This window comes from Kluyvera sp. (assembly GCF_047971185.1).
In the GTDB taxonomy this organism is placed as follows: Bacteria; Pseudomonadota; Gammaproteobacteria; order Enterobacterales; family Enterobacteriaceae; genus Kluyvera.
On sequence record NZ_JBKDZH010000036.1, the window covers coordinates 65,251 to 79,949 of the forward strand.

Annotated in this window: 10 protein-coding genes; 8 read left to right on the forward strand and 2 right to left on the reverse strand. The window is 58.9% G+C overall.

Annotation, left to right across the window (positions count from 1 at the left end; translation table 11 throughout):
• Positions 1 to 137 precede the first annotated feature (137 nt).
• The 3 genes from ACK5JN_RS10710 to ACK5JN_RS10720 are packed head-to-tail and all read left to right on the forward strand — an operon-like array spanning position 138 to position 5,129.
• Positions 138 to 1,472 carry a maltoporin gene (locus ACK5JN_RS10710; protein WP_416870164.1) on the forward strand — a complete coding sequence of 445 codons (1,335 nt, stop codon included), beginning with the start codon at positions 138 to 140 and terminating at the stop codon, positions 1,470 to 1,472.
• 11 nt (positions 1,473 to 1,483) lie between these two features.
• Positions 1,484 to 3,676 (forward strand): CBM35 domain-containing protein, encoded by a 2,193-nt coding sequence (locus tag ACK5JN_RS10715; RefSeq protein WP_416870165.1) that lies wholly within the window; start codon positions 1,484 to 1,486, stop codon positions 3,674 to 3,676.
• 55 nt (positions 3,677 to 3,731) lie between these two features.
• Positions 3,732 to 5,129 carry a glycoside hydrolase family 1 protein gene (locus ACK5JN_RS10720; protein ID WP_416870166.1) on the forward strand — a complete coding sequence of 466 codons (1,398 nt, stop codon included), beginning with the start codon at positions 3,732 to 3,734 and terminating at the stop codon, positions 5,127 to 5,129.
• An 89-nt stretch (positions 5,130 to 5,218) separates the two neighbouring features.
• Here the strand turns inward: ACK5JN_RS10720 and ACK5JN_RS10725 are convergent, their stop codons facing one another.
• Positions 5,219 to 5,875: a TetR/AcrR family transcriptional regulator gene (locus tag ACK5JN_RS10725; RefSeq protein WP_416870167.1), complete on the reverse strand. Its 657-nt coding sequence runs from the start codon at positions 5,873 to 5,875 to the stop codon at positions 5,219 to 5,221.
• Between the two features lie 79 nt (positions 5,876 to 5,954).
• Here ACK5JN_RS10725 and ACK5JN_RS10730 point away from each other — a divergent pair, with 79 nt between their 5' ends.
• The gene (locus ACK5JN_RS10730; RefSeq protein ID WP_416870175.1) at positions 5,955 to 7,469 is read left to right on the forward strand and encodes an MDR family MFS transporter; all 1,515 of its coding nucleotides are present in this window, start codon (positions 5,955 to 5,957) and stop codon (positions 7,467 to 7,469) included.
• Positions 7,470 to 7,549: 80 nt separating this feature from the next.
• On the opposite strand, the gene ACK5JN_RS10735 is transcribed toward ACK5JN_RS10730, so the two are convergent.
• Positions 7,550 to 7,966, reverse strand: a complete 417-nt coding sequence (locus ACK5JN_RS10735) for a GNAT family N-acetyltransferase (protein ID WP_416870168.1) — start codon at positions 7,964 to 7,966, stop codon at positions 7,550 to 7,552.
• Between the two features lie 190 nt (positions 7,967 to 8,156).
• Here ACK5JN_RS10735 and ACK5JN_RS10740 point away from each other — a divergent pair, with 190 nt between their 5' ends.
• The 4 genes from ACK5JN_RS10740 to ACK5JN_RS10755 all read left to right on the forward strand — a co-directional run bounded on the left by ACK5JN_RS10740 (position 8,157) and on the right by ACK5JN_RS10755 (position 14,458).
• Positions 8,157 to 8,726, forward strand: coding sequence for a TetR/AcrR family transcriptional regulator (locus tag ACK5JN_RS10740; protein ID WP_416870169.1), 570 nt, complete (start codon positions 8,157 to 8,159; stop codon positions 8,724 to 8,726).
• Between the two features lie 135 nt (positions 8,727 to 8,861).
• A complete protein-coding gene (locus tag ACK5JN_RS10745) occupies positions 8,862 to 9,983 on the forward strand; it encodes an efflux RND transporter periplasmic adaptor subunit (RefSeq protein WP_416870170.1) in 1,122 nt (373 codons plus the stop codon).
• Positions 9,983 to 13,090 carry an efflux RND transporter permease subunit gene (locus ACK5JN_RS10750; RefSeq protein ID WP_416870171.1) on the forward strand — a complete coding sequence of 1,036 codons (3,108 nt, stop codon included), beginning with the start codon at positions 9,983 to 9,985 and terminating at the stop codon, positions 13,088 to 13,090. Before ACK5JN_RS10745 ends, ACK5JN_RS10750 begins: the two co-directional genes overlap by 1 nt.
• Before the next feature lie 3 nt (positions 13,091 to 13,093).
• On the forward strand, positions 13,094 to 14,458 hold the full coding sequence (locus ACK5JN_RS10755) for an efflux transporter outer membrane subunit (RefSeq protein ID WP_416870172.1): 1,365 nt from the start codon (positions 13,094 to 13,096) through the stop codon (positions 14,456 to 14,458).
• The last annotated feature ends 241 nt before the right edge of the window (positions 14,459 to 14,699 follow it).

Sequence of the window (14,699 nt, forward strand, 5' to 3'; positions counted from 1 at the left end):
TGGATCTGTGATTTGATCCGGCAATTATGGAAAGCGCTTTCCGTAAGTGGATGTACATTTCCATTTTTGAACCGTAAATTTCCCATCGCATTAACAAAAGCGCTATTGCGTACAAAAATAAAAGGGAAAAGTGAAAGATGAAACAACTTAACCGATTGATACCTCTGGCTATACTCGTCAGCGCCGCTTCAGGCAGCCTGGCACACGCAGAAAAATATGACTTCCAGCTACACGGCTACATGCGTTCGGGGATCCTGGCGAACGCCGACGGCAACCGCGCGGATTCCGTGGGGCTGATGCCGGACGGGAAATGGCGTCTGGGCAACGAAGAAGATACGAAAATCGAGCTGATTCCAACCGTCACGCTGAAGTCCGATTCCGGTGCCGTGGCGAAAATTCAGGCCAATATCACCCACCAGAGCAAATGTACCTCTGACTGGAACTGCCAGGACGACGACGGGCATGACGTCCAGTTCCGTGAAGGCTACGCCGAGCTAAGCAACCTCGACTTTGCGCCGGAAATGACCTTCTGGGGCGGCAAGCGCTACAGCAGCTCCAACACCTCCAGCCACCAGTTCGACTGGGAATACATTCAGTACAACGGCACCGGCGGCGGCTTCGATAACATGGACCTGGGCTTCGCCCGTTTTGACGCCGGGGTTTACGCCTTCTCACCGACCGATGAAACCAAAGCCTATCCGGTCGACAAAGGCGATCAGGGCTATCCGGATGACTACTCGCTCAACCTGTGGTTTAAAAAGATCGCCGATACCGGGCTGGATCTGGAGCTGATCGGCCATCGCATGAACCGTAACGAAAACCACCCGACTGCCGCTGAGAAAGGCTACGGCGTGACCGGTGTCTATAACTTTGACGGTTTCTGGGGACTGACGGGCGGCTATTCCAAACTGGTCATGCAGTACGGACGCGGCCTTGCTGCCGGTGACTCGCTGGGTAAAAACGGTTGGGGCTGGGCAAACCTGGAGGATACCCAGTCCTGGCGTATCGTACTCGACAGCCTGGCCTCGATGGGCGATGTCGATATTTCCACCTTCGCCTACTTCCAGAAAGATAAAAACTACCGTTGGTGGAGTAGCGATGACAACGGCTGGGGCCGCACCAGCTGGGTGGCGGGTATCCGCCCCTATCACCAGATCACCAAAAACTTCGCCATGCAGTATGAGCTGGGCTACGAATATCTCGATGACGATAACTACAAGGGCGTGAACGGCAAAGGAAAAGGCGGGCTGACCAAAGTCACCATCGCCCCAACCCTGACCTTCGATTCTGGCTTCTGGAGTCGTCCGCAGCTGCGCTTCTTCGTGACCTACGCCAAATGGGATAAAGGCGTCTCTGATGCCCTCGACGGTAACTACAACTGGAGCACCAACACCATCGATGCCGGTGGCTACAGCCGCAGCGGCGATACCGATACGGTCAACTTTGGCGTACAGGCTGAAGTCTGGTTCTAAGGAGAGAAACCATGAAATATCCCGTTAAAACATCCCTGCTGCTCGCCGTACTGGCCGCGCTGACCAGCGCAGGCGCGCTGGCGGCGGAGCAGTCTCACTTCGAAAACTTCATCACCCGCCAGGGCGCACAGCTGATGGACGGCCGCGAGGAATTCCGCTTCGCCGGGATCCACGCCCCGGAGCTGCATCGTATTGAAAACGATGCGCGCGGCGTCTGTAAAGCCGACCCGCGCGGCTGGGGCCAGTATTTCAAATGGCCCACGCCGGAAGAGCAGGAAAACTGGATTAAAGCCCTCGTGCAAACCGGGGCAAAAGCCCAGCGCGTCTATGTGCTTTCCGTGCAGCAGGAGAACGATGAAGCCTGTGAGCGTGAAACGCACATCCTGGCCCCCGCGACGCCGGACGGCATGCCGCGTTTGAACGAGAAGGCGATGGTCGTCTACGACAACATGATTGCCGAAGCCGATAAACAGGGCCTGCGCCTGATTCTGCCGTTTATCGATCACTGGTGGTGGTGGGGCGGCCGCGAGCAGCTAGCGGCCTTCTATCATGAAAAGCCGGAAGATTTTTACAACACCCACAGTAAAACCTATCAGGCGTATCTTGACGTCATTCGCCAGGTGATCGCCCGTACCAACACCATTACCGGACGCGCCTATTCGGATGAAAAAGCCATTATGGCCTGGGAGACCGGCAATGAGCTGGAAGACACCAATGCAGAATTCCTGAAACAGACGGCGGCGTGGATCAAAAAACTGGCACCTCATCAGCTCGTCGTTGACGGAACCTATAAAAAGATCAATGACTTCTCGGTGAACGACCCGAACGTTGATATCGTCAGCAACCACTATTACACCAACGCCGGAAATAACCACCCGGATCAGGTCAAAAAAGATCTGCAGGCCATCGGCGGGAAGAAGGTGTATCTGGTGGGTGAATTCGGCCTGCTTGATAGCAAAGAGCTGAACAACATCATGCAGTCGATCGTCCACACTGAAGTCAACGGCGCGAAGGCCGCAGGCGGCTTTATCTGGGGCTTCCGCGGGCACCGTCACGACGGCGGTTTTTACTGGCATAAAGAGTACACCGGCCACTACAGCTACCATCTTCCGGGCTTCCCGGAGGGGGACGCCAACCAGGAAACCGCGGTCGTCAACCTGGTGCGAACGGCCGCGGCGCAGATGGCGGGACAGGAGCAGATGGCACCGCTGCCCGCGCCGGATGCACCGAAGCTGCGCGATACCACATCACCGTTCGCCATCAACTGGATGGGTGCTGCGGTGGGCCGTAGCTACGATGTGGAGCGGGCAGAGTCGAAAGATGGGCCGTGGAAAGTGGTGGGGAAAGATCTTTCCGACGGCGTGCAGGCGTGGAACCCGGAAACCATGGATCTGTTCCGCGACGACTACACATCGTTGACGCTCGGTAAAACCTACTTCTACCGGGTCATCGCCAAAAATGAAACCGGGCAGTCCGCACCGTCTAACGTTATCAGCATCACCCATACGCAGAAAAACCAGGCCCCGGTGATAACGCTTGAGGAGCAGGCGACCACCACGCAGAACAGCGGCCTGAGCCTCAATGCGCAATGGCAGGATGACAATCTGCCGTCGCGTAAAGTGAGTGAAAAGTGGACCAGCACCGGCAACAAGCAGGCACATTTCTGCAATGCCGACAAGGCTTCCACTCGCGCCTGGTTCCCGACGCCGGGGATCTACCAGCTCACCTTCACCGCTAGCGATGGCCTGCTGAAAAGCAGTAAAACGATGACCGTCAACGTTACCGAACCGACTGCGCAAGCGCCAGACGATTTCTGCCGCTTTGACAGTCAGTTACTGGGCCTGAAACAAAGCCAGAAAACGGTGATCAAGAGCGCGGACAACGCGCTGACAACCGGCGAAGATGGCTTCCTGGGGCCGTTTGCTCAGGATGGCGATAAAGTGAGCTGGAAAATAGCCGCGCCGTGGGACGGCAACTATCTGCTGCACCTCGATTTCAACGCCAAATGGGGCGCGAAGAAAAACTCGGTACAGATTAACGGCGATAAACCTATTCAGATTGAGTTCCCGCAAACCGACGATCATGGCCAGCGGATGACCATTCCGGTTCATCTCAAGCAGGGTGAAAACACCATCAGCCTGGGGAAATACGCCGGTGACTGGGGCTATATCTTTATTAAGTCCATTCAGGTGAATGCAGAATAGTGATTTACTGCGTCGCGTGCGGCGCAGCTTTTTTGTTTTTTATTCAGGAGGTTAAATGACCACTTACGCGTTTCCAAACCACTTCCTCTGGGGCGCAGCCGCCTCCGGCCCACAAACCGAAGGCGCGGAGGGGAAACCCCATCGCTCGATCTGGGACAGCTGGCACGCCGCGCAGCCGGAGCGCTTTTACCGGGGGATCGGCCCGGAGACGGTCTGCAATACTCTGCACCGTTACAAAGAAGATGTCGCGCTGATGAAGCACATCGGCTTCAACTCGTTCCGTACCTCCATCCAGTGGTCGCGGCTGATTGACGACCTGGAAACCGGCGAGCCTAACGCGCAGGCGGTGCGCTTCTATAACGACTATTTCGACGAAATGATCGCCAACGGCATCGAACCGATGGTTAACCTCTACCATTTTGACATGCCGGAAGATCTGCAAAATCGCTACGGTGGCTTCGAGTCAAAACATGTGACCGATCTGTTCGCCCGCTTTGCCGCCACGGCGTTTCGCCTGTTCGGCCATAAAATCAAACACTGGATCACCTTCAACGAGCCGATTGTGCCGGTGGAAGGCGGCTACCTGTACGACTTCCACTATCCGTGCAAAAAAGACGGCAAGCTGGCGGCGCAGGTGGCGTTCAACATCATGCTGGCGCACGCGAAAGCGGTGCAGTGCTATCGCGAGCAGCAGCTGTCGGGGGAAATCGGCGTGGTGCTCAACCTGACGCCGTCCTATACCCGCAACGACTCGGAGGAAGATAAAAAAGCGGCGTGGTACGCCGACCTGCTGTTTAATCGCAGCTTCCTCGACCCGCTGGTCAAGCATCAGTTCCCGAAAGAGCTGTGCGAGCTGCTGGCGCTGCATAACTGTCTGCCGGAAACCACCAAAGAAGAGGTCTCGCTGATTACCGACTCGCGGATCGACTTCCTCGGCGTGAACTACTACGTGCCCCGCCGCGTGCAGGCGCGCGAAACGCCGTACACCCTCGACTATTTCTCTCCAGAGTACTACTTCGAAAACTACGTTGACCCGAACGGCCGCTTTAACCCGTACCGCGACAACAATGAAATTCACCCGCAGGCGATCTACGACATTGCCGCCAATATTCGCGACAATTACGGCAATATTAAGTGGTATCTCGCCGAAATCGGCATCGCGATGGATCTGCAATCCGAAGGCCCGGTGCAGGCGGACGGCGTGATTGATGACCGTTTCCGTATTGGCCTGATGGAGGAGCATCTGGTGCAGCTACACCGCGCCATCGCCGACGGCGCAAACTGCTTCGGCGTGCATCAGTGGACGTTTATCGATAACTGGTCGTGGCTCAACTCGTTTAAACGCCGCTACGGGTTCTACCGCCTCGACCTTGAAACCGGCGAACGGCAGATTAAGCGCAACGGGCTGTGGTTTAAAGCGCTGGCGGAGAGTAACCAGTTTACCCTCGAATAACGCCGTTTACCCGGTAGGCCGGATAAGGCGTTTACGCCGCCATCCGGCAATGTGCCACATCGTGCCCGATGGCGCTACGCTTATCGGGCCTACGCTTTTACCGGGCCAATCCCCTGCAACAACACCGCCAGCGCGTTGCCGACAATCATCTCCGGCGTCAGCATCGCCAACCGCTCGTCTTTACGCATCCGGGAAAAGGGCACCAGCACCAGGCTTAACAGGGTGGTAAACAGCAGTTCCGCCGAAAGATGCGGATTGACCTTTCCTTCCTCCTGCCAGCGTTTCACCATCGCTAACGTCGCCTGATACTTCTCATCGCCAAAACGCGCGTGAAGATGCTGGCGCAGCACCGGCATCTCGCCGATCACTTCCTGCATCCACAGCGGGGCGAACCATTCGTACTGCGCAGCAAGTGTCGCCAGTTTCTTGACCATTTCTGTCAACGCTTGCACCGGTTCGTCAGGATAATCGCCAAACACACCGCCAATTTCGGCGCGCAGCGGTAAAAAGCGCTCTTCGATCATCACGTCGAGCAATTGCTCCCGTGAATTAAAGTAGTAGTGCAGCATCGCCGGCGTCACGCCCGCCTCGCGGGCAATCGCATTCAGCGACGTGCGCGCAATTCCCTGCTGGGAAAACAGCCGCAGAGCAATGTCTATCAGCTGTTCGCGCTTATCGGCGTCGGGTTTGCTGCCGCGCGGACGACCGGGCCTGCGCGGTTGAAGGTTGTCTTTTTGTGCTGGCATAGAAACGGGATCCCTTGACCTCTTAACGATCTTCAATAAATATTAATTATGCATTTAATTAATTTCAAGTGAGAACATGATGGCGACCGATATGACGACCCACGCGCAGCCACCGCAACAGGCTGGCGCGACCTCAATCCGTCTGCTGTTCAGCGCGCTGCTGCTGGTGATGCTGCTCTCCGCGCTCGACCAGACCATCGTCTCGACCGCGCTGCCAACCATTGTCGGCGAGCTGGGCGGCCTCGACAAGCTCTCGTGGGTGGTGACGGCCTATATCCTGACCTCCACCATCGTGGTGCCGCTGTACGGAAAATTTGGCGACCTGTTTGGCCGCAAACGGGTACTGCAAATCTCGATTCTGCTGTTCCTGGCCGGCTCAGCGCTGTGCGGGCTGGCGCAGAACATGACCCAGCTGGTGCTGATGCGCGCCCTGCAGGGCCTGGGTGGCGGCGGGCTGATGGTGATCAGCATGGCGGCGGTGGCCGATGTGATCCCTCCCGCCGAACGTGGCCGCTACCAGGGGTTGTTCGGCGGCGTATTTGGTCTGGCGACGGTAATTGGCCCGTTGATCGGTGGCTTTATCGTCCAGCACGCCTCCTGGCGCTGGATTTTCTACATCAACCTACCGCTGGGGCTGTTCGCGCTGTTCGTGATTGGCGCGGTCTTCCACGCCAGCAATAAGCGCAGCCAGCATCAGATTGACTGGCTAGGGGCGGTTTACCTGACCATGGCGCTGGTCTGCATCATTCTGTTCACCACCGAAGGCGGCACGGTACGCGAGTGGAGCGACCCGCAGCTGTGGTGCATTCTGGCCTTCGGCCTGATCGGTATCGCCGGGTTTATCTATGAAGAGCGGCTGGCGTTTGAGCCGATTATCCCGCTCTCGCTGTTCCGCAACCGCAGCTTTCTGCTGTGCAGCCTGATCGGGTTCATCATCGGCATGTCGCTGTTTGGCTCAGTCACCTTCCTGCCGCTCTATTTGCAGGTGGTGAAAAACGCCACGCCAACGGAGGCCGGTTTGCAGCTGATTCCGCTGATGGGCGGGCTGTTACTGACCTCGATTATCAGCGGGCGCGCCATCAGCCGCAGCGGGAAATACCGCATCTACCCGATCGTCGGGACGCTGATGGGCTTTATCGGCATGCTGCTGCTGACGCGCATTACCATTACCTCGCCGACCTGGCAGCTGTATCTGTTTACCGGCGTGCTGGGAATGGGGCTGGGGCTGGTGATGCAGGTACTGGTGCTGGCGGTGCAAAATACGGTCAGCGCCAATCTGTACGGCGTGGCGACCTCCGGGGTGACGCTGTTCCGCTCCATCGGCGGTTCTATCGGCGTGGCGCTGTTCGGCGCGGTGTTCACTTCGGTGCTGCAGTCACGGCTGATGAGCCTGTTGCCGGAAGGCGCTGCTATCCCGCAGGGGATGAACCCGATCGCCATTCATCAGCTTCCCGAGGCGATGCGTACCGACTACCTCACCGCCTTCGGTGCCGCCATTCACGCGGCGTTTATCATGGCCGCGTGCATTATGGTGGTGGCGTTTGCGTTGTCGTGGCTGCTGAAAGAAGCGCCGCTGAAAACGCGGCACGAGTAATGTTTGCCGGATGGCGCTGCGCTTATCCGGCCTACAGATGGGAGTAGGCCGGATAAGGCGTAGCCGCCATCCGGCAGCCCTTATAGCCCCTTCGTCAGATAGTGCCGCGCCATCCCCGCCAGCGGGAAATCCTCCAGCGTTTTCACCAGCTGATACCCCTGTTTCTGATAAAACGGCAGCGCCTGGAAGCTGATGGTATCCACCAGCGCGTACAGGCAGCCTTTCTCGCGGGCCAGATCCTCCGCGCGTTTGATAATCTCACTGCCAACGCCTTTGCCACGCGTGGTTTCACACACCCACAGATAGTCGATGCTGAGCCAGTCGCCTTTGCGCTGGCCAATCAGGCCGCCGCGCATCACATCCTGCTCATCACGCAGATAAACGCAGATATCCCCCCACCCGGAAGTATCAACAAACTGCTGGTTATAGGCCCGTAGCCCGGTGAATAATTCCTCTTTATCTTGCGGGGTAATAATTTCTTTAATAACAAAAGGCATATTTATTCCTTATTTTTATTGGCCGACCTGATTAATTTCACAAAAAATTCTTTTTTTCTCCATTCTTTTTTGCACAAATAAAAAAAGAAAAAATCAGTATCAGAAAATGCTTTTCATCGCACGCTCGCAACGTATAATGGACGAAAAATGAGAACGATCGTTCTCACTACCAACATTCACGGAGACATGCATGACCAGCAAGCTGGAAGCCAGGCAAAAAGCCCGCCAGGACGAGATCATCGCCGCGGCCCGCCGCTGCTTTCGCCACAGCGGCTTTCATGCGGCCAGCATGTCGCAAATCGCCGCCGAAGCGAAGCTGAGCGTCGGTCAAATCTACCGTTATTTCGATAGCAAAGACGCGATTATTGAAGAGATGATCCGCCGAATTATCGACCACCGCATCGCCGAGATGGAGGGCAAAACCCAAACCCATCTGATGCCGCATATGCTGGCGTGGCGCATGACGCTGAGCGAAGACGACGATGCGCTGATGCTGGAAATGTCCGCCGAAGCCACCCGTAATCCGCAGGTGGCCGCCTGGCTGAAAGAAGCCGATGCACGCATGTTCAATAACGCCTGCGACCATCTGCGTAAAACGTTTCCGCACCTCAGCGAAACCCGCGTTCGCTGCTGCGTCGAGGTAATGGCGGTGATGGTGGAAGGCACCATTTACCGTCGTCAGATCCCGTTGCAGGTTGCGGCCGAGGAAATGGAAAAAATCTATCAGGAAATTATTAATATGCTTGTGTCCGTTAAGTAATTAATTCCATTTAATCATCAGGGGAATATTTCTTCCCCGTTTTGTCGTTTCCGGTCTCCGGAGACGCGGGCTTTTTTATACCCAAAATCCTCGCGCTGACTTTGCGAGGAGGACGTCGTTCACCCCGAGAAAAATATGAAATACATAACAACCACCATCGCTGCATTATTTCTCCTGAGCGGATGTGATAATGCCCCCACCGCTTCCCCAGCGCGTCCCGCTCAGGAAGTGGGCATCGTCACATTAAAAAGCCAGCCCGTTTCCGTCGTCAGTGAACTGACCGGGCGCACCACCGCGGCCTCCAGCGCGGAAGTGCGGCCTCAGGTCTCCGGCATCATCCAGAAACGGCTTTTTAATGAAGGCGATAGCGTTAAAGCCGGCCAGGCGCTGTACCAGATTGACCCCGCCAGCTTCCGCGCCACCTACAACGAAGCCGCCGCCGCGCTGAAGCAGGCGCAGGCGCTGGTTGTCGCCGACTGCCAGAAGGCGCAGCGCTATGCAGCGCTGGTGAAAGATAACGGCGTATCACGCCAGGATGCCGACGACGCGCAATCCACCTGCGCGCAGGACAAAGCCAGCGTCGAGTCGAAAAAAGCGGCGCTGGACAGCGCGCGCATTAACCTCGACTGGACCACCGTCACCGCGCCGATTGCCGGGCGCATCGGTATCTCTTCGGTCACGCCGGGGGCGCTGGTTACCGCCGAGCAGGACACCGCGCTGGCGACCATCCGCGGCCTCGACACCATGTACGTGGACCTCACCCGCTCTAGCGTCGATTTGCTGCGCCTGCGTAAGCAATCACTGGCGACCAACAGCGACACTCTCAGCGTGGCGCTGACCCTTGAAGACGGCAGCACCTACGGCGAGAAAGGCCGCCTGGCACTCACCGAAGTCGCGGTTGATGAATCGACCGGCTCGGTCACCCTACGCGCGGTGTTCCCCAACCCGCAGCATCAGCTGCTGCCGGGGATGTTCGTGCGCGCCAAAGTGGACGAAGGGATGATGAACGACGCCATTCTGGCGCCGCAGCAGGGCATCACCCGCGACGCCAAAGGGGTTGCCACCGCGTTAGTGGTCACCGCCGACAATAAGGTAGAGCAGCGTGAGCTGGAAACCGGCGAAACCTATGGCGACAAATGGCTGGTGTTAAGCGGCCTGAAGGAGGGCGATAGGCTGATCGTGGAAGGCACAACGAAAGTCACCGCTGGCCAAACGGTGAAGCCTGTTGAAGTCGCCTCCAACGGAGGAAACGCCTGATGTTTGCCCGTTTCTTCGTGCGTCGCCCGGTGTTCGCGTGGGTGATCGCCATCCTGATTATGCTGGCCGGGATGCTGGCCATTAACACGCTGCCGGTCGCGCAGTACCCGGACGTGGCGCCGCCGTCGATTAAAATCTCCGCCACCTATACCGGCGCGTCGGCGCAGACGCTGGAAAACAGCGTAACCCAGGTGATTGAGCAGCAGCTGACCGGGCTGGATAACCTGCTCTACTTCACCTCAACCAGCAGCTCCGACGGTTCCGTAAGCATCAACGTCACCTTTGAGCAGGGCACCGACCCGGATACCGCGCAGGTGCAGGTGCAGAACAAAGTGCAGCAGGCCGAGTCCCGTCTGCCGAGCGAAGTGCAGCAGGCCGGCGTGACGGTGGTGAAATCACAGAGCAACTTCCTGCTTATCATGGGGGTGTACGACAAAACCGATAAGGCCAGCAGCTCTGATATTGCCGACTGGCTGGTGAGCAACATGCAGGATCCGATGGCGCGCATTGATGGCGTCGGCAGCCTGCAGGTCTTTGGCGCAGAGTACGCCATGCGTATCTGGATGGACCCGGCGAAGCTGGCCTCCTACTCGCTGATGCCGTCTGACGTTCAGAGCGCGATTGAAGCGCAGAACGTGCAGGTCTCCGCCGGTAAAATTGGCGCGCTGCCGTCGCCGGATACCCAGCAGCTGACCGCAACCGTGCGCGCGCAGTCGCGTCTGCAAACCGTCGAGCAGTTCAAAGAGATCATCATTAAAAGCCAGTCCAACGGCGCGGTGGTACGCATTGGCGACGTCGCCCGCGTGGAGATGGGCAGCGAGGATTATACCGCCGTCGCCAAACTGAACGGCCACCCGGCCGCAGGGATGGCGGTCATGCTGGCGCCGGGCGCCAACGCCCTCAGCACCGCCACGCTGGTGAAGGACAAAATCAACGAATACAAGCGCAACATGCCGCAGGGCTATGATGTGGCCTACCCGAAAGACAGCACGGAGTTTATTAAAATCTCCGTTGAGGACGTGGTGAAAACGCTGTTCGAGGCGATCGTGCTGGTGGTCTGCGTGATGTACCTGTTCCTGCAAAACATCCGCGCCACGCTGATCCCCGCGCTGGCGGTGCCGGTGGTGCTGCTCGGCACCTTTGGCGTGCTGGCGCTGTTCGGCTATTCGATCAACACCCTGACGCTGTTTGCCATGGTGCTGGCGATAGGGCTGCTGGTGGATGACGCCATCGTGGTGGTGGAAAACGTCGAGCGTATTATGCGCGACGAAGGGCTGCCCGCCCGCGAGGCCACCGAAAAATCGATGGGCGAAATTTCCGGCGCGCTGGTGGCGATTGCGCTGGTACTTTCCGCCGTATTCCTGCCGATGGCGTTCTTCGGCGGCTCAACGGGGGTTATTTACCGCCAGTTCTCGGTGACCATTATCTCGGCGATGATGCTGTCGGTGGTGGTGGCGCTCACGCTGACGCCCGCGCTGTGCGGCTCGATTCTGCAACATACGCCGCCGCATAAAAAAGGCTTTTTCGGCGCATTTAACCGCTTTTATGCCGCCACTGAGCGCCAATATAAGCATCGGGTTCTGCATACCCTGGGCTGCTCCGGGCTGGTGATGGCGGTCTATCTGGCCATCTGCGGCGGCATGGCGCTGGCCATGTGGAAGCTGCCCGGCAGTTTCCTGCCGGTGGAGGATCAGGGTGAAATTATGGTGCAGTACACCCTGCCCGCCGGGGCGACGAACTCGCGTACCGCCGAAGTCAGCCAGCAGGTGACCAACTGGTTCCTCAATAACGAGAAGGCCAATACCGACGTGATCTTCACCGTCAACGGCTTCAGCTTTAGCGGCAGCGGGCAGAATGCCGGGATGGCCTTCGTGTCGCTAAAAAACTGGTCGGAACGAAAAGGCGAGGAAAATACCGCCCAGGCTATCGCCCTGCGCGCCACCAAAGAGCTGGGCGCCATCCGTGACGCCACGCTATTTGCCATGACGCCACCGGCGGTTGATGGCCTGGGCCAAAGCAACGGTTTCACCTTTGAGCTGATGGCCAGCGGCGGCACCGATCGCGCCGAGCTGCTGAAAATGCGCGACCAGCTGATCGGCCAGGCCAACCAGGACGCCACGCTGCACGCCGTGCGCGCCAACGATATGCCGCAAACGCCGCAGCTTCAGGTCGATATTGATAACAACAAAGCCGTCTCGCTGGGCCTGTCGCTTAGCGACGTGACCTCGACGCTCTCCAGCGCCTGGGGCGGTACCTACGTGAACGACTTCATCGACCGTGGCCGCGTGAAGAAGGTTTATATCCAGGGCGATAGCGATTCGCGCGCCTCCCCGTCTGACCTCAGCAAATGGTTCGTGCGCGGCAGTAACGACAGCATGACGCCGTTCTCCGCCTTCGCCACCACCCGCTGGGAATACGGCCCGGAAAGCCTGGTGCGCTACAACGGCTCGGCGGCCTATGAAATTCAGGGGGAGAACGCGCCGGGCGCAAGCTCCGGGACGGCGATGACCACCATGGAAAATCTGGCCAACAGCCTGCCGGCCGGTTCAACCTGGGCGTGGAGCGGCCTGTCATTACAGGAGAAACTGGCCAGCGGCCAGGCGCTGAGCCTGTACGCCATCTCCATTCTGGTGGTGTTCCTGTGCCTGGCGGCGCTGTATGAGAGCTGGTCGGTGCCGATTTCCGTCATTCTGGTGATCCCGCTTGGCCTGCTGGGCGCGGCGCTGGCCGCGTGGATGCGCGGCCTGAGCAACGACGTCTATTTCCAGGTGGCGCTGCTGACCACCATCGGGCTGTCGTCGAAAAACGCCATTCTGATCGTCGAGTTTGCCGAAGCGTCCGTCGCCCAGGGTTACTCGCTCTCCCGTTCGGCGCTGCGCGCGGCGCAGACTCGTCTGCGTCCCATCATCATGACCTCGCTGGCCTTCGTCGCCGGGGTCACGCCGCTGGCGATCGCCACCGGAGCCGGGGCCAACAGCCGCATCGCCATTGGTACCGGGATCATCGGCGGTACGCTGACGGCGACCCTGCTGGCAATTTTCTTTGTGCCGCTGTTCTTTGTGCTGGTGAAACGTCTGTTCGCCGGTAAACACGGTCATCAGGAGTAAGTTATGTTTCGTTTATCCGTTGTATTTATCGCACTCCTGAGCGTTGGCTGCGTGTCGATGGACCCCAACTACCAGCGCCCGGACGCGCCGATCCCCGCCAGCCTGCCGGGCAGCCACGGCGAAGCCACCGCCGTGGTCGGCAACTGGCAGCAGGTGGTGAACGATGTGCGTCTGCAAAAGCTGGTGAGCCAGGCGCTGAACAGCAACCGCGACGTGCAAAAAGCGATTGCCGATATCGACGCCGCCCGCGCCCAGTATGGCGAGACGCGCGCGTCGCTGCTGCCGAGCGTTAATGCCGAGCTGAGCAACACCCGTAGCCGCACGCTGGCCAGCGGCGTCAGCACCACCGCGCAGGCCGATGGGGCGGTCTCCAGCTTTGAGCTGGACCTGTTTGGCCGCAACCAGAGCCTCTCCCGCGCGGCCCGTGAAACCTGGCTGGCCAGCGAATTCACCGCGCAGAATACCCGCCTGACGATGATTTCCGAGCTGACCAGCGCATGGATCACGCTGGCGGCGGACAACAGCAATCTGGCGCTGGCGCAGCAAACCATGGCGAGCGCCGCCGATTCGCTGAAGATCGTCCAGCGCCAGCAGCAGGTGGGCACCACCGCCGCCACCGACGTCAGCGAAGCGATGAGCGTTTACCAGCAGGCGCGCGCCAGCGTCGCCAGCTATCAGACGCTGGTGATGCAGGATAAAAACGCGATCGATCTGCTGGCGGGGGCAACGGTGCCGGATTCACTGCTGCCCGGCACGCTGGAAAGCCTGGCCGCCAACACCATCGCGCTGGTTCCGGCGGGTGTCTCCTCTTCGGTGCTGCTCACTCGCCCGGATATTCAGGAAGCGGAACACAACCTGAAAAGCGCCAACGCCAATATTGGCGCCGCGCGGGCCAACTTCTTCCCGACCATCTCGCTGACCGCCAGCGCCGGGGTGGGCAGCGATGCGCTATCCTCGCTGTTCAGCCACGGCATGAGCGTATGGTCCTTCGCGCCGTCTATTTCGCTGCCGCTGTTTACTGGCGGCAGCAACCTGGCGCAGTTGCGCTATGCGGAAGCGGAGAAGAAGGGGCTGATTGCTACCTACGAGAAGACGATTCAGAGCGCGTTTAAAGATGTCGCGGATGCGCTGGCCCGTCGCCAGACGCTGAGCGAACAGCTCGATGCGCAGCAGCAGTACGTGGCGGCGGAACAGCAAACGCTGGACGTGGCCATGAAGCGCTATCAGGCGGGGGTTGGCGACTACCTGACCGCGCTGACCGCCCAGCGCACGCTGTGGTCAGCGCAGCAGACGCTGATTGCGCTGCGCGAGACGGATCTGGCCAACCGCATTACGCTCTGGCAGTCGCTGGGAGGCGGCGCAAGCTGAGGCGCGGGTGCGGGATTCCCCTCACCCTAACCCTCTCCCCAAAGGGGCGAGGGGATCGTTCAGCGTCGTGGGTTAATAATGGCGCGGGTTTTCTCCCTCTCTCCCAGAGCGAGGGGATCGTTCGGCGTCGTGGGTTAATAACGGCGCTGGTTTTCTCCCTCTCTCCCAGAGCGAGGGGATCGTTCGGCGTCGTGGGTTAATAACGGCGCTGGTTTTCTCCCTCTCTCCCAGAGCGAGGGGA

Bases quoted from the DNA above. Each gene is read 5' to 3' on its own strand.
- ACK5JN_RS10710 (WP_416870164.1), top strand. From the start codon at position 138: ATGAAACAACTTAACCGATTGATACCTCTGGCTATACTCGTCAGCGCC.
- ACK5JN_RS10715 (WP_416870165.1), top strand. From the start codon at position 1,484: ATGAAATATCCCGTTAAAACATCCCTGCTGCTCGCCGTACTGGCCGCG.
- ACK5JN_RS10720 (WP_416870166.1), top strand. From the start codon at position 3,732: ATGACCACTTACGCGTTTCCAAACCACTTCCTCTGGGGCGCAGCCGCC.
- ACK5JN_RS10725 (WP_416870167.1), bottom strand. From the start codon at position 5,875: ATGCCAGCACAAAAAGACAACCTTCAACCGCGCAGGCCCGGTCGTCCG.
- ACK5JN_RS10730 (WP_416870175.1), top strand. From the start codon at position 5,955: ATGGCGACCGATATGACGACCCACGCGCAGCCACCGCAACAGGCTGGC.
- ACK5JN_RS10735 (WP_416870168.1), bottom strand. From the start codon at position 7,966: ATGCCTTTTGTTATTAAAGAAATTATTACCCCGCAAGATAAAGAGGAA.
- ACK5JN_RS10740 (WP_416870169.1), top strand. From the start codon at position 8,157: ATGACCAGCAAGCTGGAAGCCAGGCAAAAAGCCCGCCAGGACGAGATC.
- ACK5JN_RS10745 (WP_416870170.1), top strand. From the start codon at position 8,862: ATGAAATACATAACAACCACCATCGCTGCATTATTTCTCCTGAGCGGA.
- ACK5JN_RS10750 (WP_416870171.1), top strand. From the start codon at position 9,983: ATGTTTGCCCGTTTCTTCGTGCGTCGCCCGGTGTTCGCGTGGGTGATC.
- ACK5JN_RS10755 (WP_416870172.1), top strand. From the start codon at position 13,094: ATGTTTCGTTTATCCGTTGTATTTATCGCACTCCTGAGCGTTGGCTGC.